The sequence below is a fragment of the Acaryochloris thomasi RCC1774 genome, assembly GCF_003231495.1.
GTDB lineage: Bacteria > Cyanobacteriota > Cyanobacteriia > Thermosynechococcales > Thermosynechococcaceae > RCC1774.
This window is the reverse complement of sequence record NZ_PQWO01000003.1, coordinates 51,316-76,493: the sequence shown is the minus strand read 5'-3', so window position 1 is coordinate 76,493 and position 25,178 is coordinate 51,316. Positions and strand designations below refer to the sequence as shown.

Below are 25,178 nucleotides of genomic sequence, written 5' to 3'. Positions count from 1 at the left end.
GATTTGAGAACCCAGATTCTGTCACAAGATGCAGTACCAAGCGACGAAGAAAATCGATTTGGCGATGTCTATGAAATCCGAGGCACTTTGGCAGGGCCGAATGGTATTGAACTAGCGGTCATCACATTTGGATGACCGAGTATGAAACCCAACAAACCAAGTTCATCACCTTAATATCCAGACAAGAGGACTCAGTAATGTCGTTTGAGCTGTTTACACGGGTGGCACTGCGCGAAGATTTTCCACGCTACAAACTTTGTAAAGGTGATGTCGCAACAGTCGTAGAGCACCATCCCGTATTAGATGCAGAGGATGGCTATAGTTTAGAAGTCTTCAACGCAGTGGGAGAAACGATCTCAGTACTTGTTGTTGCAGAGTCACAGATCGAACCTTTAGTCAGTAATGAGGTTCTACATATTCGGGTTTTGGATGAAGCGGTTTAGGTCAATCACACCTCAAGTTGAATCATATGCCTCGTTGGTCAAAGCATATTGAGCCTAAAGCCATTGGCAAATATGGTGAAAGCCTCAACGATTCAGTAGCGTATCGCCTTCATTGAAGCCCAAAGCTTTGATCAGCCCAGCACGATTCTGCAGGGTGACTTGACCACCACCTTTCGAGTGTTTGAGTTGGCTGCAGCCATCAATCGTTGGCGAAAGTTACAGGGTAATGGACGTATCGTCGTGTAAAACGCCTACTTGTTTGCCTCTGGAAGTGTTTGCTTTTCTAATCAGTCTTTCACGAAAACTTCACAGGAGCTGTGGCAGTATCCTACTAAGAGACAAAAAGCTTGATATTCGGGGTTTATTTGATCTTATCTATCAAATATGGGGGGAGGGAGTATATTACTCCGCTTCGTTTTGTCTTAGTCTCACGGAGACGCTTATTCTCGCTCATAGGTAATTGTACGCAATAGGTTCTAATGCTTGAATCTGCAAGAAGGTTGGAGCTGCCAAGTTCTTGCTATGGTGCCGATCTTTAGAAGCTAAGGGCGTTAACCCGTACTGTACGGGTCGATGTTTAGTGCTTTCTTCTTGATCACCTTGTCTTTGATAGGTGTTCAATTTCGTGCAGCCTTGAGCCTCTACGTTCTTTCTTCTTAAGCAACTGCGATAGATAGCAGCGTGTAAGCCCCCCTCCTTATTTGGGCGCAATCGATGTCGATTGATTGTGGTAAAGCCCCGGCCATATCTATGGACCTTATGCAAAGGGGCCATTTGCGCTTGGGGTAAATGAATAGTGATCAGATTTTTGTTGTTACTAGGTGTTGTGGTTCATGAATGATCAAATTGTTGATAACTTGATCGAGACAGAAGAGGGGCTATTTAGCGTGCGCGCCGCTGCTCCGGTGATGGGTCTTGAGCCTCCAGAAGAGACCAGTCTTGTTACAGGTGAAGCAACTGCTGGCGACGATACCATCGTTGGAAGTGACGGAAACGACGCTCTTAGCGGCCTTGGCGGTAATGATTTGCTGTTTGGCGCGCTCGGCAACGATTTCCTCAACGGCCAGATGGGGAACGATACGCTTCGTGGTGGCAGCGGTAGCGATACTGTTGACGGTGGTGAAGGAGATGATTCTCTCTTCGGCGGAACTGGCAATGATTTGCTGAGAGCGGGTCTTGGTTCAGACACTTTAAATGGTGGTCGTGGAAGCGATAGCCTTGAAGGTGGTGCGGGAGACGACTCTCTCTTGGGAGAAGGGGGCAGCGATCTGCTGATTGCGGGTCGCGGAAATGACACCCTTGCCGGTGGCCGTGGAGATGATACGCTCAGTGGCGGTCTCGGAGACGATATTATTTTCGGCGGTCGAGGGGCTGACCTGCTTGATGGTGGTATTGGCAGCAACACCTATCGTGGGAATGGTGGTGCTGATACTTTGATCATTGGCACTGAAGGCAGCTTCAACACGATCAACGCTTTCAACCTCGAACAGGGCGATCGGTTAGCCTTAGATAGCGATCTGACGCAGGGCGATCTATCCTTCACCGATACGGCTGGTGGAACGAGCGTTGAGGTGAGCGAAACTGGGGATGCGATCGCATTTGTCACCGGCATTTCTGCAGATGTCTTAACTGAGAATGCTGACACTCTTTTTACAACTGCAGCAGCAGGAGCCATCTCAGTTAGCTTTGACGACATCAGCCTACCGGAGACCATTAACTTTGGTGATACAGGCTCCGTGACTCTAGAGCTAACCAATACTCTAGGACGCAGCTTTTCTGGTCCCGTTAGCCTCGACCTGTTCATCTCCACCGATGACGATCAGGACTCCGTTAGCGATGAACGCAATGATGGCCTGCTTCGTAATCTCTCGGTTGATGTGGACCTAGCGGCAGGGGACTCAACAACGGTAGAGATCGACTATGAGAATCTCTCATCAGTGGTTGCACCGGGTGCCTATCACCTGCTGGCCGGTGTTGAAGGCGGTGAATTGACCAGTGAACTGGTCTCAGCAACCGGCTCAAATTCAGTTTTGTCCTGGCATGCAACCGCCCTCAATGCCATTCAAGAATTTGGTGAAAACGATACCTCAGCGATTGGAATTCAGCCAACCACTGGTTCTAGGGCATTGGGTATTGTGCAGACCTCTGTCTTCAACGCGGTAAATGCCTTCGGCGGAGAGTATGAGTCCTACCTCGGTTTGGATCCAGGCGCTCCTGTCGAGGGCGCATCAGAAGATGCTGCTGTGGCAGGTGCCGCAGTCGCATCTCTAGCTCACGTCTTTCCTGGGACTGAGTTTTTTGGTGATGCACTTGTGGCTCAGCTAGAGAATAGTTTGGGTCTAGATAGAAGCCAGGTTGAAGGTTTACTGACGGCGGGTGGCTTAGAGAGCATTTTGGGCGACCCAACCCCAGGTGAAGTTGTTCCCTCTTTCGCCGCTCCCTTTTTGCCAGGAAGCCCCGATGTTGTGGCAGACGCGGTGGCAGACGTTCCGAGTGATGTCTTGGATGGTTTTCTGCTCGGTGTCAATGCGGCCAGTCAAGTGATCGATGCCCGTGCTGATGATGGCTATGTGGGTTTCTTCCAAGGTCCAGACGATCCCACCGGCTACCAGCCTAGCGGAGACTTCGAAGATTATGCTTGGACGCCTGAGCCTACCTTTGACACCGTTACTGGAGAGTCCGTATTTGGCGATACGCCCTTTGCTCGTAGCCCTGGTTGGGGGCAGATTAGAACATTCTCGGGGAATACGGTTGAAGATTTTCTCAACAATGCCGGTATTGATGCCAACGGTGATGGTTTGAACTTAGATGGTCGTCCTTTTGCCAACGGAATTGACCCAGTGGTGGGTAACTTTCAGAAGAATCTGTATGCAACCGAAATTGAACAGGTGAGAGAGTTAGGTGCTCTAGAAAGTACCGATCTAACGGAGGTGACCCGCTCTCAAGACCAGACAGAGGTTGCTATCTTCTGGTCCTTCGACCGTTCAGATACCTTCCGTCCCTATGGTCATTTGCATCAAATTGCCCAAGAAGCGGCTTTCCGGCAAGGCGCTGATCTCGCTGATAGTGCACGAATTTTGGGCTTAACGGGTATTGCATTGGCCGACGCGGGTATTACTGCCTGGAACCAGAAGTACGCTGAGACGCAACCTCGCCCAGAGGATGTTATCTCAGGCGATGGTCAGGGGACAGCGATTGCTGAGATAGATGGACTGGCTGAAACAATCGCAGATTCTGATTGGCAGCCCCTACTGCTCGATCCGCCCTTCCCAGATTACCTGTCGGGTCACTCTACCTTTGGCGGAGCCTTTGGGGGCGTCCTGGATGCACTGTTTCCAGAAGCAACGGATATTCAAGTTGTGTCTCAAGATATTGTTCCAGGCAATGGCATCTTCGAGACCACCAATGACGCTCTGTTCGATATCGATGATTTCAATCCGGTACGCACCTTTGAAAGCTATGCCGAGGTGGGGGCTGAGGATGCTGTTAGCCGTGTCTTTGCGGGTGTTCACGTTCTAGAGTCAACCCAAGATGCTGCGATTGTGGGGGCCGACATTGGTGAGTTTGTGGCGACAAACCTATTAGCACCCGTTGTCTAAGGTTTTCACTTTCTCTTCACCTTGAATCAATCAGATAGGGGTATGGTTAGCCATGCCCCTGTTTTTATGCTCCATTGAAATTGTCAAACCTCTGCTGAGGGAAGCGCTGGCGGGAACTAAGCGATACGGTGGCTCGGTCAGAACAATAGTAGGTGAGGTGCAGGCATGGGTAAAGGAACGCTAATTCTCGGTGTTTTAGGGGGAGGGCTGACGCTCGGTGTTGTGTTTGCTGGGATTGGTTGGCTGCAGCGAGATGCGATTCTAGATTCTATGTTGGAGCGGACGCTGCGCTCCGTGACGGGTGTTGAGGCCCAACTCAGAGATGTCGATTCTCAGCCTTTTCAAGGTGAATTTAGCATTGATACACTCCTGCTCAGTAATCCTGATGGCTTCAAGACACCCTATGTTCTCAAGGTAGACCGTTTAGACATTAAGCTCGATCCTGATACGCTCTGGCAGGATACCGTTCAGATCCAGTCCATTGCCGTGGAGGGAGTACAGATTCAGCTAGAGCAAAAGCTGGCTCGCAATAATATCGCTACCATTGTTGATCAGCTGCAGGCATCTAAAGGGAGTAGCAACAGCGGTGGCAGTTCTGGGTCTGGCTCAGGGAAGCAGATTGAAATTGAGCGACTGACGATTCGAGGAGTTGATGCCCAAGTTAAAGTATCTGCGATCGCAAACTTAGGTCTAACCCGCACCCTAGAAATCGAGGATATTGAGGTCACGAATTTAGATACTTATAACGCAGAGAGCAAGCTACTAGAGGCTATCTCTAGCGCAGTCACCACCGCGATTCTGAGCGAAATCGGCAAGTCCGCCACTGGCGATCTGATTCCTCTTGTTAGCGGCTAGAAGGTCTGGGTTAAGCAAATAAAATCGCTAATGCCTGATAGGGTAGGGAAGAAGGTTATTCCGTTCCTTACTGGTAGGACATCTGATGGGTCACTTGTGTATTTCAATAGGTTGGGTTGAAGACGATTCACCTTCATCGCCCGTGAGTGAATTCAATCGGATACCTGTTCCTAATCTGGAATTAAATGCTCAAGCACTCAGCCAGACTTTGGATGCTTTAGAGCACCAGACTATCACCATTGGTCAAGAGGTGATGCGTCATCTGTTGTGCCTTCATTGGGATCAACTCGACCAACAGCAAGTCGATGACTACAGTGCTCAATTTGACCCGGATGTCGTGGAGCGCGATGGCTACGCTAGCCAAAAGATAGCGTGTCGTTTGGGCATTTTGCATTTCCAACGACAAGTGTGTTTTAACTCGCAGACCGGCAAACATCTCATGCCTGGAAATGACCTATTGCCCGAGCATAATGGAACGATTATTACCCGAGCGCTCCAAGAGTGGGCCTGCTTATTCCCGCAAGATTTACCCTTCCGAACAGTTGAACGATTACTGGGCTGGCAAACCCAGCAGCCCAAAGTGATTTCTAGAGGGGAAGTCAGTCGCTTGGTGCAACGACATGGTGAGATGATCCGAGCGGCTGAAGCCGAAGAAGCAAAGCAACTGGAAGACCAAAGTGACCTGAGCAAGTTTGAGGTCAATCTCATTGATGCAGAGGCTCCTCGACACCGTGCTGCATGGCCGGTGGAATTAACGGCTGCAGTGGAGCAAGCCCTAGCCAACCCTAATCCCAAAGCCCCTGAGGGTGTCACTCAACAAGATTGGCAACGGGTTCTAGAAGCCCGCGCTGGTGAAGCGGCTTGCTGGCCAGTTGAAAAACTACGACGCTTGGGGCCTGAAATTCAGCCAGACCAGACCATCGCGGCAACCGATGACATTTTGGTTCGTCGGCCACAGGCGAGTAAATGGTTAACCATTCGGGTGGCTCGGATTGCCACTGCTACGGGATATCGGTATTTGAGTGGGACCGGCTCACTGGTGCTCAGACAAATGTCTCTGCTGTTAGTGTTCTGTGCTGGATTCAATGGTTGGGTGACACTGCTGGGAGATGGGGCCAAGTGGATTCGCAATTATTTCGACAGGGACCTGAGTGAGTTTACCCAGAAGGAGCTACTCCTTGACTGGTATCACCTTCATCGAAAATGTGCTGATTTTGCCGGGATGATTTGTTCGACTCAGCAAGAAAAGAAGGCACTCAAGAGTAAGCTCAATTCCTCTCTATGGATAGGACGGATAGGTCCAGCTATTAAAGCGCTAGAAGCTTGCCGCCCGCATACCAAAAATGAGCAGAAGCTCCAAGAATTAATTGACTATCTCAAGGCTCGTAAACCTTACATAGTTAATTACAATGAGCGTCGTCTAAACCGACAATATATGGGTAGTGCTCATGCAGAGAAAGCCTGTGATCTGATTGTCGCTAAACGCCAGAAAAATAAAGGGATGCATTGGTCGGAAGCCACGGCTGATGCACTCGCTGCAATGAAGACAGTCATGCTCAATCGGGCATGGGATCTCTATTGGGTTGATCGGCAAACTCTGCCTCTCGCTACTAATCCTTAACCCAGACCTTCTAGCCGCTAACTCTATGTATAGGGACTGTGTATAGGGAGCCTTAAAAGTCGGGCAGTCTAAGGATATGTCACCTCGTCGCATCCCACCCTCAAGACGCCCTCGACGGCCGGATCCGCCTCTGCTGGATGCTGAAGCGGGACGTACTCTAGCGATCGGCTTTGTACTCGCGCTGATTATTCTGGCTTCGCCGCAACTCACCTTTATCCTCAGTCCACTGGTGACTTTGGTGCATGAGTTTGGGCATGCTGCGATCTCGTGGCTGTTTGGCTATCCAGCTATCCCCAGCTTTGATTTTGTGCATGGGGGCGGTATTACGCTGCAGGCCAATGAGCGCTTTACCCCTATCCTGTTTTTGCTGTATTCAGCCTGGGGATATGGACTGTACCGCTTTCGTTCCGAAGTCCGTCTCTCGCAAATTCTGCTGAGCATTGGTGTTGTGTACACCCTGTTTGCGTTCACTGGCCTCCAGGAAACTTTGATGGTGAGCATGGGCCACGGCTTTGAACTGGGGTTCGCGGGGCTATTCCTCTATCGCGCCCTCAGCGGTGCCGCCTGTCGGATGGCGGCAGAGCGACCTGTTTATGGAATGTTGGCCTCCTACATCTTTCTCTACGATCTAAAGTTTGCCCATAACCTGTTGTTTGACCCAGAGATACGGCAGATTTATATACAAGGTAAAGGCGGCGTCTTAGATCACGATTTTGTCCGTCTCGCTCATGGGCCTGCAGGTCTGTCTGGGGTTGTGACGCTGTTTATCTTGGCTTGTTTAGCAACCCCGCTGCTGGTGTTCTGGTTTTACTACAGTCGGCAAACAATGCAGCGCAGCTAAGGCTTTGCAAAGTTGGCCGGGTCTTGGTCTCGTCGATGCCTAACGGGAATGGGTGGGCCCTGATGATCTCCCACTAAAGCTGCGGTTTCCTCTAGGGCTTTCCGCAGGCGTTTGGCGGCGTAGATCGACATATCTCTGGGGACGCTGATGCGATCGCGCAAATATCGCAGCCCCATATCCGTTTTCGCCGGAGGTGTACACCGTTCATCAGTCACCATATACGTCAATGCGCAGCGCAGCGCTTCATCAAACAGCTCATTCTGGGCCGGATTGATCTGGATAATATTGTCGCGGTGCTTCGCAACACGATGGAGTGCTTCGGTTTGAGACGTCTCAGGCTCTGGATAGGTAGCGTCTGGCAATTCGGCCCACGGCCCGTGATCAACGCGTGTTTGATTGAGCTGTGCTTGAGGTTCGCCATTCTCGTAGCACCCACCCATTTGGGGCGGTAAATCATGGACATGGGTGTGAAAATCACTCTGTGTTCCACGATAGGTGGGGCGGCTTTCCATTGCATCAAACCAGTCCGAGAAACCAGGGTTTTCTTCGCGCAAGGAATAGCCTTTGTAATAGTACAGACTGGCATTCATCCGTTCGACGTAGGGCGTAAAAATCACGTCGGCGGCTCCAAATTCCTCTAAGAAGTATGGACCCGGCGTTGCTGCCAGCGCCTTCTCCACCTTCGCGACTACCCCGACAAACTGTTCTCGATTGCGCTGCTCTTCTCGCGCTGATCGGGTGGGGTAACACAGCCATGAACACCAAGCCCTAAACAGAAGCCGCTCTAGCTGCCGTAAGGGAATAACTTTCCGATCTTTGAGGCTGCGGCTCAGAGGCCCAAAGACCTGCTCTAGAGCAATGAGAATATCATCACTTTCAGTAATTAGTCGACCGTTCAGCTCCACGGCGGGCAGCATTCCTGACGGCACAATGCGTTTAAACCAGCGTTCCTTCTCCCCATAGCAAAACATCGTCACCTTCTCGATCCGATAGGGAATCTCTTTTTCCTCTAGCCACAGCCACACCTTTTGGCAGTACGGGCACCAGGCATGGTTGTCTCGGTATAGCGTGACTTGAATCTCAGATTCAGCGTGACCAAAGAGACGGAGGCTGGCTTGGGCGTTAGTGGGGCCGTGGGTTGTATCGATGGGAGCCGCCGCTAGTGCTTCCAGTTCCGGCCAGCTTAAGGGAGTCGTAGTCATGGAGGTATTTGAGGTGAAGTTCAAATCTATCGATATGGTAAAGGGTTCTGTGGCTCGAAACGAAGAACATCGGCTTGCTGTCGAACAGAAGGCTTGGGAATTTGAACCCTGTGAGCTCTTCAACTGAGCTTCTCTAGGCTGTACGACTTTCTTGGTACTTTATAGTATGGTATTCATGTTTGAAGTATGTAGGCTAGCGTCAGCTCTGGCAGCTGATATTTTAGGTTTGCGGCAGTTGAGGCTCGGTCTACGGCCGACCAGCCTTTGTAGAGTATGCAGAAATGCAAGCCCCTCAAAGATCGTTGAGCAGGACAATCGTAATACAGTTTTTTTATATCTTTCATATAACTTTTTTGACCATACAATGTAAGATCTCCATCATATTTCGTACAACAGATTATTGAAATCCTACAGTTGTCAACAGTCTGTTGATGCATTGCTACAGTCTTTGAACTCATAAACACAGGAGTCGGAGCAAGGAAATTAAATGTCTAAAGAAATAGTGCAATTAGACCTTAAGGAAGAATATTCCTACTGGAAAAGAGAATTTTCTTTCGGAGTAGAGGATGATCTGCAGAATAAATCTCCGTCAGTACTTTATTTTTGGCATCGAAAAACAAACAAGGTTGTTGAACTTGTTAGAGATAATATCGATTTGTTCTCGCCAAAAGACAGGGAATCACAGAAGCTCTTTGTCGAGCTTGGCTGTGGTCATGGTGTCGAAATATTTGCAATCAGGAGCATCCTAGAGCAGAAAAAAGATAGCTTTAAATATGTTGGATTCGAAGGTGCGCCCAAGCATTTAGAGCTGTGTAATCTAAGAAGAAGATTTCATCTAGAGAACTGTTCAGAGTCAGATAATATTAGCTTTTCTTGGATGGACTTTGCTGAACTCAAATTCCCATCCCATTACGGACAGGCTGATTTTTTATACTGCTCTGAGGTTATTGAGCATATTCCAGAGCCAGAAAAATTCCTGTCCAAAATTCATGAATTTATTGCACCCGGTGGCTATCTGATTTTAACAACTCCCAATGAGCCAAATGTTTTTCAGCGGAGCTTTTGGTCGTCTAAAAGACGGAAGAAAATGCTGAAGCAGGTTGAACAACTTAGAGAAACACCTCGCAAGTTCACCTGTGAGGGTAAAGAAATAGACGTATATGGTCATGTGTCCTGTAAAACGATTCAGGCATGGGAAGAGATATTAAAAAACACCGGATTTGAGTTGGTTGACTTTCGCCGAGGTGCCATTACGCATGGTCATTTTCGAAAAAGCAATGATCAGAGTTTCTTGTTTGGAGCTAGATTGTTGGTTGAAGCCGCTTTTGATCTGCTTCCAAATAAAATGTCTAGACCGCTTTCTGGGCAACTGATTGGTTTATATCGCAAGCGGTAGATCGGATTGTGATGGCCGACTAACGGCATGAATCTTGATCCACGGGGACATTTGTTTAAGCTAGTCCTAGTTTGAAGCAGCTCAGGAATACGACCGTCATTGTGTGATGATTGTAGTAGAGATGCAGAATCGGTCAGAAAGCGAAAGCGTGAATTGAGATGGTAAAAGCATTTGTTGCGGGAGCGGCGGGCAATACGGGACGAAGAATTGTCGCACAGTTGGTTGAACGGGGTGTTGACGTACGGGCGTTAGTTCGCGATCGCAACCAAGCGCAAGAAATTCTTCCCCCCGAAGCGGAGCTGGTGATCGGCGATGTCCTCAACACCCAGTCGCTACTGGATGCGATCGGCGACAGCACGGTTTTGCTGAGCGCAACGGGTGCCGCGCCTAGCTTTAATCCACTGGGTCCCTATTCCGTTGACTATGTGGGCACGAAGAACCTCGTCAATGTTGCCAAAGAAAAGCAGCTCGAACAGTTTGTGATGGTCTCATCACTGTGTACATCGAAGCTGTTGCATCCCCTCAATTTGTTCTTTTTGATTCTGGTCTGGAAAAAACAAGCAGAAGCCTATCTGCAGTCCAGTGGCTTGAAGTACACCATCGTTAGACCCGGTGGTCTTAAGAACGAAGACAATAATGATCGAATCGTCATGTCTGGTGCGGATACCTTATTTGAGGGGAGCTTGCCTCGAACAAAGGTGGCGCAAGTTTGCGTTGAAGCGTTGTCTGATCCTGAAGCTGCCAACAAGATTGTTGAAATTGTGGCTCAACCCGATGCGCCTGAGCAATCTTTCCATGAACTATTTGCTAGTGTGGCTTAAGGTTCTGCTCTGAGTTCTTAGGCCCGTATGACTGAAGCTGTTCGCATCCCTAACATCGCATCATCTGCCGTTAAGCCATCGATCCACTATCAAGTGGAGATGCCAAACCCTGCATCACATCTATTTGATGTGATGCTAACGATACAGAATCAGAATTCTGCGATTTTAGATCTGAAGCTTCCGGTATGGACCCCTGGCTCTTACTTGGTCCGGGAATATGCGAAGCATCTTCAGACGTTTCGAGCTGAAGATGATCAAGGACAAGCGCTATCCTGGCGCAAGGTGAGTAAGAATCACTGGCAGATTGAATCGGGCGACGTGACTCAGCTCAAGGTCTGCTATCAAGTCTTTGCCCATGAGTTGACGGTCCGCACCAATCATCTGGATGCAAGCCACGGGTTTTTCAATCCGGGGGCAGTACTGATGTATATTCCCGGATTTGAAGAGGCTGAGACGACTTTGGCGGTCACGCCTCCGGCGGGCTGGACTGTGACAACAGCTCTACCCCCTGTAGAAGGTAAGCCGAATACGTTTGTTGCGGATACCTTCGATACCCTTGTTGATAGCCCCGTTGAGATTGGTGCCCACTCGCTGTATGACTTTGACGTGCTGGGTAAACCCCATCAATGGGTGATTTGGGGTAAAGGCAACTTCGATATTGATCGCATCATTGTCGATACGCAAAAAATTGTTGAAGTCGAAGCCAAAATCTTTGGTGGATTGCCCTACGATCGCTACTTTTTTCTGCTGCACTTATCTGCTGGGGGTTATGGCGGTCTAGAACATAAATTCTGCACGACATTACTTTTTCCGCGTTTTAATTTCCGTACCACCGAGAACTACAACAAATTTATGTGTTTGGTGGCCCATGAGTTTTTCCACCTGTGGAACGTGAAGCGGATTCGGCCCAAGGCGCTCGAAACCTTTGACTATGACCAAGAGAACTACACCGACTGTCTCTGGTTTTGCGAAGGGGTGACGAGCTTTTATGATCTTGCCATTCCCATGCGGGCAGGAATCTATGATGCCCAGAACTATCTGAAGCTGATTTCTGATTCTATTACGCGTTTGCAGGCGATTCCGGGACGGCGAGTGCAGTCACTCAGCGAGTCGAGTTTTGATACCTGGATTAAATTGTATCGACCGGACGCCAACAGCAAGAATGCTCAGGTTTCTTATTATCTGAAGGGTGAACTGGTATCGCTGCTGCTGGATCTGCTGATTCGGAGAGAGAGCGGGAATATGCGATCGCAAGATCAGGTCATGCAACAAATGTGGCAGCAGTTCGGCCAGTCTGAAACAGGCTACACCCACGCCCAGCTCAAATCCGTCGTGGAATCTGTTGCTGGTATCGACCTCACTGACTTCTGGGAAAAATATATCGAAGGCACCGTTGAGCTACCCTACGACGAATTTCTCAACCCCTTTGGTTTGGGCGTGAAGGTTGAAACGGCTGAAGATGCACCACCCTATCTGGGCATTGAACTGAAGTCAGAAACTGGAACCGCGATGGTCAAGACCGTTTTCTGTGACTCCCCAGCGCACGATGCCGGTATTGCTCCTGACGATCAGATTTTGGCGATTGACGGGTTTCGGGTCCGGGCCAATCAGCTTAACGATCGCTTGCTCAACTATCAGCCCAACGAGCAAATTCAAGTCACGGTTTTCCATGACGAGGAGTTACGGACCTACTCTGTCACCCTGACAGAGTCGCGTCCTACGGCCTATAAAATCCAGCCCCTCGACAATCTAACTCAAGCGCAGCAGGATCTGGGAGAACGCTGGCTGGGGGTGAATCCAAAGCTGTTGGGATCTTAAAATCCATCCTTTGCCTGAGAAACCTATGTCACAATAGGTCGGTCGGGCCTTCAGAATTGGAATCAATCATGACTAAGTTTGTTTTCGTCACCGGCGGCGTTGTCTCTAGCATTGGTAAGGGCATCGTTGCTTCTAGCTTGGGACGCTTACTGAAATCTCGGAATTATTCGGTCTCAATTCTGAAGCTGGATCCCTACATCAATGTCGACCCTGGCACCATGAGCCCGTTTCAGCATGGCGAAGTCTTTGTCACCGATGACGGCGCCGAGACTGATCTAGATCTGGGTCACTATGAGCGGTTTACCGACACGCCCATGTCTCGCCTCAACAGCGTCACCACAGGGTCGATTTATCAGTCGGTTTTAAACAAAGAGCGGCGAGGAGACTACAACGGCGGCACCGTGCAGGTGATTCCCCACATTACCAACGAGATCAAAGAGCGCATTTTGCGGGTGGCGCAGCAGACCACGCCCGACGTGCTGATTATCGAAATTGGGGGCACGGTGGGCGATATTGAGTCGCTGCCCTTTTTAGAGGCGATTCGCCAGTTCCGTAAAGATGTCGGTCGCCAAAATCTCCTATATACCCACGTGACATTGTTGCCCTGGATTCCGTCAGCGGGTGAAATGAAGACGAAGCCCACGCAGCACTCGGTCAAAGAACTACGCTCCATCGGGATTCAGCCGGATATTTTGGTGTGTCGATGCGATCGCCCGCTCACGGTGGGCATCAAAGAAAAACTCTCTGAGTTCTGCGATGTGCCAGTGGAGGCGGTGATTACGGCTCCCGATGCTAGCAGCATTTATGCGGTGCCTCTGGTGCTTGAAAATGAGGGCTTGGCCGGACAAGTCTTGAATCTCTTAAATATGGAGCAGCGAGAGCCCGACCTGACAGAGTGGCAAAGTTTAGTCAATCGCTTAGAAAATCCAACCCGTTCGATTGAAGTTGCGATTGTGGGTAAATATGTTCGCCTCAATGATGCCTACCTGTCGGTGGTGGAATCTCTGGGCCACGCGGCGGTGGCAATGGGGATTGAGGTCAATGTCCGCTGGGTAAATTCCGAGGCGGTGGAGGCCGAGGGGGCTGAACGACATTTAGATGGCGTCGCCGGAATTGTCGTTCCAGGAGGGTTTGGCAATCGTGGCGTTGACGGTAAGATTGCCGCGATTAACTATGCTCGGGAGCGGCAGATCCCATTTTTAGGTCTGTGCTTAGGAATGCAGTGTTCTGTGATTGAGTGGGCGCGGAATATTGCCCACCTTGATAAGGCTAATAGTGCTGAGTTTGATCAAGAAACAATCCACCCGGTCATTAACCTATTGCCTGAGCAGCAGGATGTGGTTGATCTGGGCGGAACGATGCGTCTGGGGCTATGTCCCTGTCGCCTACAGCCCGAGTCTTTAGCCGCTCGACTCTATGGTCAAGAAACGGTGGTGTACGAACGTCACCGCCATCGTTATGAATTTAATAATGCCTATCGGGGTTTGTTTCTAGAATCTGGCTACCTGATTAGCGGAACGTCCCCTGATGGTCGCCTGGTGGAGATGATTGAGTTCCCGGCCCACCCGTTTTTCATCGCAACTCAGTTCCACCCTGAATTCCACTCGCGCCCCAACGGCCCACATCCTCTATTCCGTGGTTTTGTAGAGGCGGCTCAGAATCTGAATGGTTCAGCTTATGCTGTCTCCGAGCCGTTGACCTCCGAGCCGCTGCCAAGCGAGGCGGGCGGCTCCCACCATCCCAGCCCGGTTTCCTAGTTCTGCTTTTTTGAGGACCAGCCCCTCGCGGGAGGCGGGCTGTACGCGCCGCTCAATTTCTCGTTCTGTCGTGGGTAAGAACAGATCCGCGCTGGCGGAGACGCCGCCGCCGATCACGATCGCCTCTGGGGTCAGAACGTAGATGAGGCTGGTGAGACCGGCCCCAAGATCTCGACCGTACTGGTGCCAAAATGAGATCGCATCTCCCTCTCCCTCTCTAGCTCGTTTAGCCAGTTCATGGGGTTCCATTCCTGTCCGCCGCCGAATAGCAGTGGCGGAAACATACTGCTCTAATGAGCCTTGATTACCGCTGTTGCAGGGCGGTCCATCGGGGTTGAGGGTGACGACCCCTAGTTCTCCGGCCGCGCCTCCGCGACCCAAAAATAGATCGCCGTTTTGAATGATGGCTCCCCCGACGCCTGTACCCAGGGTGAGCAAAATAAAGTCTTGATAATCGCTGCCAGCGCCTAGCCATGCTTCACCTAATCCGGCGCAGTTGGCGTCGTTGGCAATGGTGACGGGTCGCCCATCGAGGGCTTCGATTTGATCTGCGATGGGGACTTCAACCCAGCCAGGGAGATTGAAGGCGATTCTTGCGACTCTGCCTGCTGCATTTGCGGGGCCAGGGGTGCCCATACCGGTTGCGATCGCAACTCTGTCCCGATCCACCTCTTTGATGGCCGCCACGATAGCCGGGACCACGGCCTCTGGCGTTGCAGGTTGGGGCGTCTCAACAGAGAATGACTGAAGGCAATCCCCCTCAGCAGAAAAACGCCCCAGCTTGATTGCTGTGCCACCGACATCGATACCCAGCACTTGAGGGATGTCAACCATCTCAGATGAGCGCCACGAGTAGAGTCAGCGTGGATATTATCGGACTTGCTTTGCCGTTAGTTGGCTCTAAATCTCCGTTGGTGATGATACCGGTCGTGTGAGTCATTTTTGCCACAGATATCGATTAATGAACAAGGGGCCAGCCCCAGTAAACGATGCCAGCTAAAAGTAACAGTCCGATGATCCAACCCCAGCTACTCCTTGGAGCCTCGGGGGGCACTGGCTTGATGTCAAACTTCCTTGGTCTCAGTTCTAAAAGCTTTGCCAGAAGAGTTCTTGGCGTCGCTTGTCCCGTAAAAATAAAGTTTAATCCGGGCCATACATATTCATAGTTATAGGCATTGGGTCCATCCTTGACACCGCCGAAGTTTTTGAACAGACCATCTCCATAATATTGAGTACTGGTTACAGCCTGATTATGAAAGGCTACCAGAGGTGGCTGAGGTTCTGGGTTGGAGTAAGAAAAGTAAATGGCTTTCTCTTGACTTGCGATCGCATCGTAATTAGAGGGGGTGTCTCCTGTCTGTCCTACCCACTGCTGCGGTTTGACGATGTTATCCGCCCCACCGTGCAAAATCACGACAGGAATGTTCAGACTTTTTCCTGTCTCGCTAATCAGGACCGGTTTTTGGGTAAAGGGCGAATTAAATAACTTAAGGAGCCAGATTGCAGGGCCAGGAATGCCCATCTCAGTACTGGGCGCTGGATCTGCTGTGACAATCTGCTGCGGGAAAAATCGCTGGTCCTGCCTGCCTTTAAAACCATCAGGAAGGCTGAGAGCCATTAACCCACCGAGAGAATGGCCGAAGGCATGGACCTCCATTTTTTCCGTGGCCCAATGGGGAAAATCTTGACTCAATCTCTCCCAGGCTGCTTCTGGCAAGCTGATCGCATTGGCTAACCATTCAGTGGGGAAGTGAAACAAACTGATGCCCACTGTTGACAGCAGGTGAATGAGATTTTTCCCGTAATCGCGGCGGAACCAGCTCAGTAGCTTCAGGATTCCAATAATGATGACCAAGGCCCACGCAACTCGTCGTACATCACTAACTTTTGGCTTTTGCAGTCCAGGTCCCAAAGGCATCTCTTTTTGTTGGGGCGCGTTTCCATATAGTGACGGTGTTTCACTGGCTGAGAGACGGTCATCTCCCTGAGAAGGCAGTTGCGTCGCAATAGAAAGCCAGTGCCGAAAGTGCTGGATATCTTCTGCGCGTGTTACCAATAAATCTGTCGGAAGCGTGTCGGGATAGTCACTGCGCTGAAAGTCTGGGAAGAAGACGATATAACCCTCTTTGACGAGTTCAATCAAGTGTGTCTCGTAGAAGGAGGGCATACATAGAGCGAAGCCGTGTAGGTAGAGTATGGGCCGCAATTTTGCCTCTGGCTGAGTTGCAGTCTCAGGCACATAGATGCGCTGGAAAGTACCAGATTTGTGGTGACCCGACTGATAGATGCGGTAGCCGTCTTGCTGAGAAAAGGGCCACGGTTTTGATTGCGAAGAAGTCATGATTTACACGTTGCCTGAAGATTGGAATTGCAGACATAGACCACCAAGATTTAAGGTACGCCCTATCAAGTCAGGGGGACTAACAGAGCAACGGTGTAGGCGACAATCCCTTCTTCGCGCCCGGTCGGCCCCAGCCTTTCGTTGGTGGTGGCCTTGATGCCCACCTGGTCGGGCTGCACCTTGAGGGTTGTAGAAAGGCGATCGCGCATCTCACTAATATGAGGCTTCATCTTCGGTTGCTCGGCCACAATTACTGAATCAATATTGCCCACCTGCCAGCCTTTTTCTTGAATGAGCTGATTGACCTGGGCCAGCAGCTTCAGACTATCGGCCCCCTTCCATTGCGGGTCGGTGGGCGGGAAATAGTGACCAATGTCGCCGAGGCTGAGGGCACCTAAAAGAGCATCCATGATCGCGTGGGTTAAAACATCGGCGTCGCTGTGGCCGATCAGTCCTAGCTCATGGTCAATTTGAACCCCGCCTAAAATCAGCGGTCGGTCCGGTCCAAGCTGATGGATGTCGTAGCCGTTGCCAATCCGAATTGAAGTCATTACCGCTCAGTTGCCTTATTGTGTACAAATTTCTCAAGCGCCTGAATCCATCATGCCGTATTCCTCACCCGCTGAATAAACAGCCCGAAACAGATTGTCTTTTTTCCTGTGTATCGGGGAAGACTAAAAGTGCTGGTTCTCACGATCAATCAACCGATATTGGCGTCTTGAACGGTAAGACTTTGACATTTTACAGAGAGAATCTTGTGGTGAATTGGGGTAAATCGGAAGAGTTTTTCTTTTTCCTGCTAGGTATTGTTGCGATTGCCTGCTGCTTATTTATAGGTTCTGAAACCTACGAAGAGAATTCCATCTAAGCTTCTCCATTCAACTGGTTGAAGCGTACAGTATTTACTCTTGATGTCTTAGCGATCATGGACATCAAGACTCTAACGCGCAATTCTTGTGCCAAGATAAAGCCGTCGGTCTGTTGACGTTGTTTCAGATTTGCGATGACCCTTAGCCTTTGCATGATTGTCAAAGATGAGGAGCGGACTCTGTCTCGCTGCTTGCAGAGTGTACAGGGCGTGGTCGATCAGATGGTGGTCGTTGATACCGGGTCTTGCGATCGCACCCCCCAAATCGCCCAATCCCACGGCGCAGAAGTATACACCTTTGCCTGGTGCGATGATTTCGCCGCCGCTCGCAACGCTGCCCTTCAGTACGTCACTGGAGACTGGGTCTTAGTCTTAGATGCCGACGAAACCCTAGTCCCTGATATTATTTCCCAGCTTAAACAAGCGATTCAGCAGCCCGATGTGCTGGTGATAAATCTTCTCCGTCAGGAAGTCGGTGCCAAGCAGTCCCCCTACACCCTAATGTCACGGCTGTTTCGCAATCACCCTAAAATCAAGTTTCACTGCCCCTACCATGAGCTGATTGACGACAGCGTCGTTGCCCTGCAGGCCCAAGAGCAGCACTGGAAAATTGGCTGTTTAGAACCTGTTGCGATCCTCCATGAAGGCTACACGGCTGAACGCATTGATCAGCAGCAGAAAACCCAGCGGGCGCAGCGGATTATGGAACAAGCGCTTGCCAACGAGCCAGATGATGCCTATCTTTGCAGTAAGTTAGGTGCCCTATACGTTGAAAACCACCAGCTAGACAAGGGAATGGCCCTACTCCGGTGCGGTTTGAATCTCCAGCCGCCGGAGCCTGCTGTGATCTATGAGCTGCATTACCATTTAGGCCACGTCTATGAGTCGCTGGGTGAGAGAAGTAAAGCACAGGAGCAGTATCAGCAGGCGCTCGCTATCGATTTACCGCTCCTGCTGAAAATCGGAGCCTGTAATAATCTGGCAAATTTGCTTCAGATTCAGGGTGATTTAGAAGGGGCGCGACAGCTCTATACATCGATGATTGTGGCGCAGCCGACTCTGGCAATCGCCCATAACAATCTAGGGCTGACGCTGCGGGCGATGGGGTACTTTGGAGATGCGATCGCATCCTATCAACAGGCCATCTGTCACCAGCCAAGCTATGCAGAAGCCCACCAAAATCTGGGCGTTGCATTGCTCAAAATAGGTCAAATTGACGCCAGCCAAAGAGCCTTTCAGCAGGCCATCAAACTCCATGAAGATGCCCAAAACTTTACTGAAGCCAATCGACTGCGTCAGACCCTTGAAGGACTGGGCCTAATGGCTTAGTCAAAAGCCTCTGGAGTTACTCAAGCCCTTTGACATCCTGGACAATCCGAGACAGTTCTGACTTCTCATCCACCGCCACTCGCGTGGGTGTTCCGCTGATGATTCCCTGTAAATTCTGGAACGAGCTTTGAATATTCGGTCCCTTCTCACTGATGGTGTACTCTCGGATTCCCTTATCGTGCCAAGAACCGCGCATCTTGAAGACGTTGATCGCCCGTGACATCTCGCCCCGAAACTCCACATACTGGAGCATCAAAATCGTATCGGTAATCGTCGAGATATGGGATTCCGTAATCGAATGAGACCCTAGAAAGTGATCCGTCGTATTGGTAAAGAACCCAGTAATTTCTTCCTGCTTCGCGAAACCCGTCACCCCAATCACAAACTGTCGGAAGGCATTGTTACTCACTCCCCGGGCCAACGCCGACAGCGAATCAATTGAGATTCGAGAGGGCTTAAACTCGGCAATCTCAGACTTAATAATCTGCAGATGGTCCTCAAGGCCCGATGACTCTGGGTAAGCGCACAAAATTTTCAGTAAACCTTGCTTCTCCATCTCCTCAAGGTCAATTCCCCAAGAGAAAGCGTTTCGTGATAGCTGCGCCCGTGATTCTTCATAGGCAAAGAGGATCGCACGATCTCCATTTTTACAGGCATCCTCAATAAACTTACTGACCAACAGCGTCTTGCCCGTACCTGTGGCCCCCGTCACCAGAATGATCGAATCTTTAAAGAAACCACCGCCACACATCTCATCTAACGTTTTGACACCAGACGAGACCCGTACATTAGAAGAGCGCTGCGTGAGCTGCATTGCCCCCAACGGAAAGATACTGATGCCATCATGGGTCATCGTGAACGGATATTCCCCCTTCATGTGGCTCGTGCCCCGCAGCTTCAAAATTTCCAGCGTTCGGCGGCGACGCTCACCCTCCAAAACATTCCGAAGAATCACCACATTATCAGAGACAAATTCCTCTACCCCAAAGCGGGCCACTGGACCGTATTCTTCGATCCGCTCCGTCGTCATCACCGTAGTGACTCCAATCAGTTTCAGACGCGCCGTTAACCGAAAAATTTCCCGCCGTACAACGCCCGCCGCATCATACTGCTGAAAAATAGCTGTCACTGAGTCAACCGCCACCCGTTTCGCCTGATATTTTCGGATCGCGTACTGAATGCGCTCAATGAGCGCTGACAAATCGAACTCACCCGCAATGTCATGGCCTTCAGGATCGGGTGACGCATCTAAAATAAATAGCTTGCGGCTGTCCATCTTTTGCTGCAAATCCCAGCCAAAGCTCAAGGCATTTTGAATAATGTCTGTGGGGGATTCTTCAAAGGTGATGAAAACAGCCGGTTCGTCGAAGTGGATAATGCCGTAATAGAGAAACTGAATCGCAAGTAACGTTTTACCTGTGCCAGAAGTACCGCTGATCAGCGTTGTTCGCCCCTTGGGGATGCCGCCATGGCTAATGTCATCAAAACCTTCAATGCGGGTCTGGATTTTTTTGACTTCAACTCGCTGGGTGTTTGGTTCTTGTTCAGCACTCGGATTATCTAGCATTTTTTATTGATATCGACGCATTAAATTAATAGGAAAATATTGTTAAAAACTAGGCAAAGCCATTGTCTGAGAGCTCTTCATACAGCAAGTCCAAGCCAATGAGTACTCGTTCTCTATCAGATAGATCCCCGATTATCTTGCGGACAGGGGGCGGTAAAACCTTTGATAAAGTCGGGGTTGCCAAAATCTTATCTTCCTCAGCCAGTTGAGGATTTTTCAGAACGTCAATCACTTTCAAGGCATAAACACCCTGAAACTCTTGTTCTAAAATATTGTTGAGTGTTCGTAGTGCTCGAATAGAGTTGGGGGTATTGCCCGCAACGTAGAGCTTAAGAACGTAGGTTTTTCTAGGAGGGCTCATAAGTTCACGTAATCGCAGGTGGTAGGTCTATTAAGCATCACGAGGAATAGACCGTCGATACATCTCACCTAGATGGGCAACCGTATCAATGAGGGTCAACCGATAGTCGAGCAAAATATCTTCATTACGCCCTTCTAGCTTAAGTTTTTTGGCAAAGGCATCCATTAACTCCATATGTATTTCTAGAATCTGTGATATTGAGACATCAGCAAGAAAGACTCTCGTGACAAAGGCATCAATCTTTTGGTTGACCCTACTCTCTTTACGAAAATACTCTAATACGATGTCTCGATACTCAGACTTCAGATCTCCTAACAGACTTTGCTTCGCAGGCGCAGACAAGTTGCGCAGGAAATCTTGCGAATTGCGTTTGTAGTAAACGCCAAGGTACCCTAATCGCTCCTGCAGTTTGTCCGACAGCCGTCGCTGCTGGACTCCCAAGTTGCTCTGCCACTCAGGATCCTCTGCCTGTGCCATCTCCTCTTGCTCCACCTGATCAGGGAGTCGACATGCCGCTGTTAGATGTAGAAATTGACTAACGGCTCGCTCTATCTGCTGCGAAATATGACCTAACTGTGACTGCTGAAGCCAGACTTCTGCTGTGTGATAGCTGCAGTCTGCGCTTGTTTGCTGGCTCTCTGCTGCTGCTTTTGTGATGCTTATGGGCATCAAAATAATCGCTGGCAGCAGGATGGCTCCCTGATGTAAATACTTGAGGATGTTGGGTAACTCAGGCGTCTGCTCCAGTATTAAGCAGTCAATTAAATGCTTTTGATTCTCGACCGTACCGACAAACTCCTCTGTGTTGAGTTGATGGGTGGTCTGATAGCGATCGCCCTTCAGTAATTTCTCAAGCTGATCGGCCAGTGCCGATGAACCGACACAGGTATATATGGTTAAAAAAGACTGTGAAACTGAATTCAAACTAGATTTTAAAGATGACAATACATTAAAAACTTAAGATTTGCTTCATTATTATACTGATTATTAAAGATTACTAAACAAACTGCAAGTGCTCCATCCGCCGATCGCATTTGCTCTGTTGCAGGCCCTCAATCTGTCATGATTGAGCTGTAATTAGCGTATGCATGCTTTAGCCAGTGAATATTAAGCCTCGCTCACAGTTGCGGATTCTCTATATGCAAATTCGTAGCGATGCCCTTACCTGTGCTGAAGAGCTGCAGGAATTTGTTCGCCACAGTGGCCTCCAGGCCTCTCAATTTACGACACTTAACGTGTTCGAGCAGCTGACCTTCCCTCCAGGCTGTGCTGATGCCTATGACGCTCTTTTTGTTGGTGGCTCAAGCGATGCTTCAGTGCTTGAGCCTAAAACCTATCCTTTCGTGGAGCCGGCCAAAGCCTTGCTGAGCCACTGTGTCGATCAGAGTCTTCCGGTTTTTGCTTCTTGCTTTGGTTTTCAACTGGTGGTTGAGGCTTTGGGTGGTAAGGTCATTCTCGATCACGACCACATGGAAATGGGGATTTACCCGATTCGGCTTACCCCGGCTGCTCAAACAGATTTGCTTTTCCATGACTCCCCTGACGGGTTTTTAGCCGTTTCTGGGCATAAAGAGCGGGCGGTGGAGTTGCCTCCGGGTGTGACGCTCTTAGCTTTTACCGAACGGTGTCCTTATCACGCGATCAAGCTTGAAGGCAAGCCGTTCTACGGATTTCAGTTTCATCCAGAGGTGGATCACCACGATCTTGAATCGCGAATTTCTCGCTATCAAGATCGCTACCTTAAAACAGATGGGCATCTGCAGGAAATTCTGTCGCATCTCTATCCCACGCCAGAGGCGAATTTGCTCCTGCACAAGTTTGTGGATCGCGTGCTCTTGCGTTCAGAAGCGACAGACTTCAATTAAGGTATTAACACTGGCGTTTAAGCTTGTTACTGCCACTTTTACCCGCTTTGAAGATTCTGTGATAGCCGTTAGCACAGCTCCTTTTTGAGAGACCGGCTGATCACAGGCCATCGCACACTCCATAGGTAGCTTCATGTCCATCTCCATCACCGCCGATCACGTCAGCAAGATAGCCAACAATCAATACCACGATCCCTTTGAGATTTTGGGGCCTCACGCAGTTGATTTAGACGGCAAGCCTGGATGGGTGATTCGAACATATCTGCCGAATGCAGATGCGGTCACTGTTGTGTGCCCAGGTGATCAGCCAGACTATCCAATGGCTTCTCAGCATGACCCCCATTTCTTCGAGTGCGAGATTCCTAGCTCTGAGCCTTTGAACTATCAGCTACGGATTAAAGAAGGGGTGCATGAGCGGGTTATTTATGATCCCTATGCTTTTAAATCACCCCGCATCACTGAGTATGACCGACACCTCTTTGCTGAAGGCAACCATCATCGTATCTATGAAAAGCTAGGGGCTCACTTAACGGCTCTGGACGGCATCAGCGGCGTTTATTTTGCGCTCTGGGCACCTAATGCTCGCAACGTTTCTGTTCTGGGTGATTTTAATGTCTGGGATGGCCGCAAGCATCAAATGCGTAAGGGAGATACAGGCATTTGGGAACTGTTTATTCCAGAGCTGATGGTCGATACTGCGTACAAGTACGAAGTTAAAAATAACGATGGACATATTTACGAGAAGTCAGATCCCTACGGTTTCCAGCAAGAGGTTAGACCTAAGACGGCTTCCATCGTCACGGATCTCGATAGCTACACCTGGAGCGACCAAGACTGGTTAGAAAGTCGTCGGCAAACTGAGCCTTTGGATCAGCCAGTTTCTGTCTACGAGGTTCATCTGGGGTCATGGATGCATGGTGCTTCGGATGAACCGGCTCTGAGCGCAGATGGGAAGCCCCTTCCTCCTATCCTGGTTTCAGATCTGAAGCCAGGTGCGCGCTTTCTGACCTATCGAGAGCTTGCCGATAAGCTGATTCCCTACGTTAAGGAACTGGGTTTTACGCATGTTGAGCTGCTGCCCGTGGCTGAACATCCTTTCGATGGTTCTTGGGGCTATCAGGTGACAGGCTACTACGCCAGTACCTCTCGCTTTGGTACGCCCCAAGACTTGATGTACTTCATTGACCAGTGTCACCAGAACGATATTGGTGTTTTGGTGGATTGGGTGCCAGGCCACTTCCCCAAAGATGGTCACGGATTGGCATTTTTCGATGGGACACATCTCTATGAGCATGCCGATCCCCGCAAAGGTGAGCATAAGGAGTGGGGGACTCTCGTTTTTAACTACAGCCGTAATGAAGTCTGTAACTTCTTGATGGCGAACGCGCTATTTTGGTTCGACAAGTACCATATTGACGGCATTCGCGTAGACGCGGTGGCCTCAATGCTCTACCTCGACTACTGCAGAGAGCCGGGGGAATGGGTGACGAATGAGTATGGCGGTCGGGAAAATATTGAGGCGGCGGAGTTTCTGCGTCAGCTTAATCACGTGATTTTCAGCTATTTCCCTGGCGTTCTTTCTGTTGCTGAAGAATCCACGTCCTGGCCGATGGTCTCTTGGCCTACTTACGTCGGGGGCCTGGGATTCAATCTCAAGTGGAATATGGGCTGGATGCACGACATGCTGGACTATTTCAACATGGATCCGTGGTTTCGCCAGTTTCATCAAAACAATCTAACCTTCAGCATCATGTATGCCTTCAGCGAGAACTTTATGTTGGCGCTGTCCCATGATGAAGTGGTGCACGGGAAGAGCAACATGCTCGGTAAGATGCCGGGGGATGAATGGCAAAAGTTTGCAAATATCCGCTGTCTCTATTCCTATATGTTTACCCATCCAGGCAAAAAAACGCTGTTTATGAGTATGGAGTTTGGGCAGTGGAGCGAGTGGAATGCGTGGGGAGATCTGGATTGGGATTTGCTTGAATATGACTCGCATCAGCAGCTTAAGCAGTTCCTTTCGGTGCTGAATCGGCTCTATAAATCTGAGCCGGCACTGTATACCCAAGACTTTTCCTATGATGGGTTTGAGTGGGTTGACTGTAATGACAATCGCCACAGCGTCATTTCGTTCTTGAGAAAGGCGAAGGACTCTGATGAATGTATTTTGACTATCTGTAACTTCACACCTCAGCCCCACAGCCATTATCGCGTTGGGGTTCCTGAGGCTGGGTTCTATACAGAACTACTCAATAGCGATGCCCGCGAGTATGGCGGCAGCAATATGGGGAATTTAGGCGGTAAGTGGGCTGAAGAGTGGTCCTTGCATAACCGGCCCTATTCCCTTGACCTGTGTTTGCCTCCGTTGGCTTGTCTCGTGTTTAAGCTCGACCGCAAGAAAACGGCTGCTGCTCTGGACGGATCCTCTAGCTCTGATTGAGTTTAGGCTTTTTCAAATGCCAGAAATCTGTCACACTGGTTCCATGAACTTGGG

General features: G+C 49.9%; 20 protein-coding genes. 13 read left to right on the top strand and 7 right to left on the bottom strand.

Going from position 1 to position 25,178, the window contains the following annotated elements; genetic code table 11:
* The first annotated feature begins 197 nt into the window (after window positions 1-197).
* The 5 genes from C1752_RS05945 to C1752_RS05920 all read left to right on the top strand — a co-directional run bounded on the left by C1752_RS05945 (window position 198) and on the right by C1752_RS05920 (window position 7,359).
* On the top strand, window positions 198-443 hold the full coding sequence (locus C1752_RS05945; protein WP_110985448.1) for a DUF4926 domain-containing protein: 246 nt from the start codon (window positions 198-200) through the stop codon (window positions 441-443).
* Between the two features lie 833 nt (window positions 444-1,276).
* Window positions 1,277-4,042, top strand: a complete 2,766-nt coding sequence (locus tag C1752_RS05935) for a hypothetical protein (protein ID WP_110985148.1) — start codon at window positions 1,277-1,279, stop codon at window positions 4,040-4,042.
* 165 nt (window positions 4,043-4,207) lie between these two features.
* Window positions 4,208-4,897 (top strand): DUF748 domain-containing protein, encoded by a 690-nt coding sequence (locus C1752_RS05930; protein WP_110985147.1) that lies wholly within the window; start codon window positions 4,208-4,210, stop codon window positions 4,895-4,897.
* A 142-nt stretch (window positions 4,898-5,039) separates the two neighbouring features.
* A complete protein-coding gene (locus tag C1752_RS05925; protein ID WP_110985146.1) occupies window positions 5,040-6,518 on the top strand; it encodes a hypothetical protein in 1,479 nt (492 codons plus the stop codon).
* A 76-nt stretch (window positions 6,519-6,594) separates the two neighbouring features.
* Entirely contained in the window at window positions 6,595-7,359 is a 765-nt protein-coding gene (locus C1752_RS05920; protein WP_110985145.1) for a hypothetical protein, read from the top strand.
* Here C1752_RS05920 and C1752_RS05915 read toward each other — a convergent pair.
* A complete protein-coding gene (locus C1752_RS05915) occupies window positions 7,356-8,561 on the bottom strand; it encodes a glutathione S-transferase family protein (RefSeq protein ID WP_110985144.1) in 1,206 nt (401 codons plus the stop codon). The two genes, C1752_RS05920 and C1752_RS05915, sit on opposite strands and share 4 nt — an antisense overlap.
* Before the next feature lie 487 nt (window positions 8,562-9,048).
* Here C1752_RS05915 and C1752_RS05910 point away from each other — a divergent pair, with 487 nt between their 5' ends.
* From C1752_RS05910 to pyrG, 4 genes are all read left to right on the top strand, one after another.
* The gene (locus C1752_RS05910; protein ID WP_110985143.1) at window positions 9,049-9,957 is read left to right on the top strand and encodes a class I SAM-dependent methyltransferase; all 909 of its coding nucleotides are present in this window, start codon (window positions 9,049-9,051) and stop codon (window positions 9,955-9,957) included.
* A gap of 158 nt (window positions 9,958-10,115) precedes the next feature.
* On the top strand, window positions 10,116-10,778 hold the full coding sequence (locus C1752_RS05905) for an NAD(P)H-binding protein (protein ID WP_110985142.1): 663 nt from the start codon (window positions 10,116-10,118) through the stop codon (window positions 10,776-10,778).
* 27 nt (window positions 10,779-10,805) lie between these two features.
* Window positions 10,806-12,596, top strand: a complete 1,791-nt coding sequence (locus C1752_RS05900) for a M61 family metallopeptidase (protein ID WP_110985141.1) — start codon at window positions 10,806-10,808, stop codon at window positions 12,594-12,596.
* Window positions 12,597-12,664: 68 nt separating this feature from the next.
* Window positions 12,665-14,353, top strand: coding sequence for a CTP synthase (gene pyrG, locus C1752_RS05895; protein ID WP_110985140.1), 1,689 nt, complete (start codon window positions 12,665-12,667; stop codon window positions 14,351-14,353).
* Here the strand turns inward: pyrG and C1752_RS05890 are convergent.
* The 3 genes from C1752_RS05890 to ispF all read right to left on the bottom strand — a co-directional run bounded on the left by C1752_RS05890 (window position 14,267) and on the right by ispF (window position 17,245).
* Window positions 14,267-15,187, bottom strand: a complete 921-nt coding sequence (locus C1752_RS05890; RefSeq protein WP_110985139.1) for an ROK family protein — start codon at window positions 15,185-15,187, stop codon at window positions 14,267-14,269. The genes pyrG and C1752_RS05890 overlap by 87 nt on opposite strands.
* 124 nt (window positions 15,188-15,311) lie before the next feature.
* Window positions 15,312-16,694 carry an alpha/beta hydrolase family protein gene (locus C1752_RS05885; RefSeq protein ID WP_110985138.1) on the bottom strand — a complete coding sequence of 461 codons (1,383 nt, stop codon included), beginning with the start codon at window positions 16,692-16,694 and terminating at the stop codon, window positions 15,312-15,314.
* 65 nt (window positions 16,695-16,759) lie between these two features.
* Window positions 16,760-17,245 carry a 2-C-methyl-D-erythritol 2,4-cyclodiphosphate synthase gene (gene ispF / locus C1752_RS05880; RefSeq protein WP_110985137.1) on the bottom strand — a complete coding sequence of 162 codons (486 nt, stop codon included), beginning with the start codon at window positions 17,243-17,245 and terminating at the stop codon, window positions 16,760-16,762.
* A gap of 20 nt (window positions 17,246-17,265) precedes the next feature.
* On the opposite strand from ispF, the gene C1752_RS05875 reads away from it, so the two are divergent.
* Both C1752_RS05875 and C1752_RS05870 read left to right on the top strand, forming a co-directional pair.
* Complete coding sequence (locus C1752_RS05875) at window positions 17,266-17,562, top strand: hypothetical protein (RefSeq protein ID WP_110985136.1); 297 nt, start codon at window positions 17,266-17,268, stop codon at window positions 17,560-17,562.
* Window positions 17,563-17,697: 135 nt separating this feature from the next.
* Window positions 17,698-18,891 carry a glycosyltransferase family 2 protein gene (locus tag C1752_RS05870; protein WP_199464303.1) on the top strand — a complete coding sequence of 398 codons (1,194 nt, stop codon included), beginning with the start codon at window positions 17,698-17,700 and terminating at the stop codon, window positions 18,889-18,891.
* A gap of 16 nt (window positions 18,892-18,907) precedes the next feature.
* Here the strand turns inward: C1752_RS05870 and kaiC are convergent, their stop codons facing one another.
* The 3 genes from kaiC to C1752_RS05855 are packed head-to-tail and all read right to left on the bottom strand — an operon-like array spanning window position 18,908 to window position 21,743.
* Window positions 18,908-20,458: a circadian clock protein KaiC gene (gene kaiC, locus C1752_RS05865; protein ID WP_110985134.1), complete on the bottom strand. Its 1,551-nt coding sequence runs from the start codon at window positions 20,456-20,458 to the stop codon at window positions 18,908-18,910.
* A gap of 49 nt (window positions 20,459-20,507) precedes the next feature.
* A complete protein-coding gene (kaiB, locus tag C1752_RS05860; protein WP_110985133.1) occupies window positions 20,508-20,819 on the bottom strand; it encodes a circadian clock protein KaiB in 312 nt (103 codons plus the stop codon).
* A gap of 30 nt (window positions 20,820-20,849) precedes the next feature.
* On the bottom strand, window positions 20,850-21,743 hold the full coding sequence (locus tag C1752_RS05855) for a circadian clock protein KaiA (RefSeq protein ID WP_110985132.1): 894 nt from the start codon (window positions 21,741-21,743) through the stop codon (window positions 20,850-20,852).
* Window positions 21,744-21,919: 176 nt separating this feature from the next.
* Between C1752_RS05855 and C1752_RS05850 the strand changes: the two genes are divergently transcribed.
* Window positions 21,920-22,684, top strand: coding sequence for a type 1 glutamine amidotransferase (locus tag C1752_RS05850; RefSeq protein WP_233501397.1), 765 nt, complete (start codon window positions 21,920-21,922; stop codon window positions 22,682-22,684).
* Between the two features lie 133 nt (window positions 22,685-22,817).
* Window positions 22,818-25,124, top strand: coding sequence for a 1,4-alpha-glucan branching enzyme (gene glgB, locus C1752_RS05845; RefSeq protein WP_110985131.1), 2,307 nt, complete (start codon window positions 22,818-22,820; stop codon window positions 25,122-25,124).
* The last annotated feature ends 54 nt before the right edge of the window (window positions 25,125-25,178 follow it).

Coding starts and splice junctions, on each gene's coding strand:
- C1752_RS05945 (WP_110985448.1), top strand. CDS start 198: ATGTCGTTTGAGCTGTTTACACGGGTGGCACTGCGCGAAGATTTTCCA.
- C1752_RS05935 (WP_110985148.1), top strand. CDS start 1,277: ATGAATGATCAAATTGTTGATAACTTGATCGAGACAGAAGAGGGGCTA.
- C1752_RS05930 (WP_110985147.1), top strand. CDS start 4,208: ATGGGTAAAGGAACGCTAATTCTCGGTGTTTTAGGGGGAGGGCTGACG.
- C1752_RS05920 (WP_110985145.1), top strand. CDS start 6,595: ATGTCACCTCGTCGCATCCCACCCTCAAGACGCCCTCGACGGCCGGAT.
- C1752_RS05915 (WP_110985144.1), bottom strand. CDS start 8,561: ATGACTACGACTCCCTTAAGCTGGCCGGAACTGGAAGCACTAGCGGCG.
- C1752_RS05910 (WP_110985143.1), top strand. CDS start 9,049: ATGTCTAAAGAAATAGTGCAATTAGACCTTAAGGAAGAATATTCCTAC.
- C1752_RS05905 (WP_110985142.1), top strand. CDS start 10,116: ATGGTAAAAGCATTTGTTGCGGGAGCGGCGGGCAATACGGGACGAAGA.
- C1752_RS05900 (WP_110985141.1), top strand. CDS start 10,806: ATGACTGAAGCTGTTCGCATCCCTAACATCGCATCATCTGCCGTTAAG.
- pyrG (WP_110985140.1), top strand. CDS start 12,665: ATGACTAAGTTTGTTTTCGTCACCGGCGGCGTTGTCTCTAGCATTGGT.
- C1752_RS05890 (WP_110985139.1), bottom strand. CDS start 15,187: ATGGTTGACATCCCTCAAGTGCTGGGTATCGATGTCGGTGGCACAGCA.
- C1752_RS05885 (WP_110985138.1), bottom strand. CDS start 16,694: ATGACTTCTTCGCAATCAAAACCGTGGCCCTTTTCTCAGCAAGACGGC.
- ispF (WP_110985137.1), bottom strand. CDS start 17,245: ATGACTTCAATTCGGATTGGCAACGGCTACGACATCCATCAGCTTGGA.
- C1752_RS05870 (WP_199464303.1), top strand. CDS start 17,698: ATGACCCTTAGCCTTTGCATGATTGTCAAAGATGAGGAGCGGACTCTG.
- kaiC (WP_110985134.1), bottom strand. CDS start 20,458: ATGCTAGATAATCCGAGTGCTGAACAAGAACCAAACACCCAGCGAGTT.
- kaiB (WP_110985133.1), bottom strand. CDS start 20,819: ATGAGCCCTCCTAGAAAAACCTACGTTCTTAAGCTCTACGTTGCGGGC.
- glgB (WP_110985131.1), top strand. CDS start 22,818: ATGTCCATCTCCATCACCGCCGATCACGTCAGCAAGATAGCCAACAAT.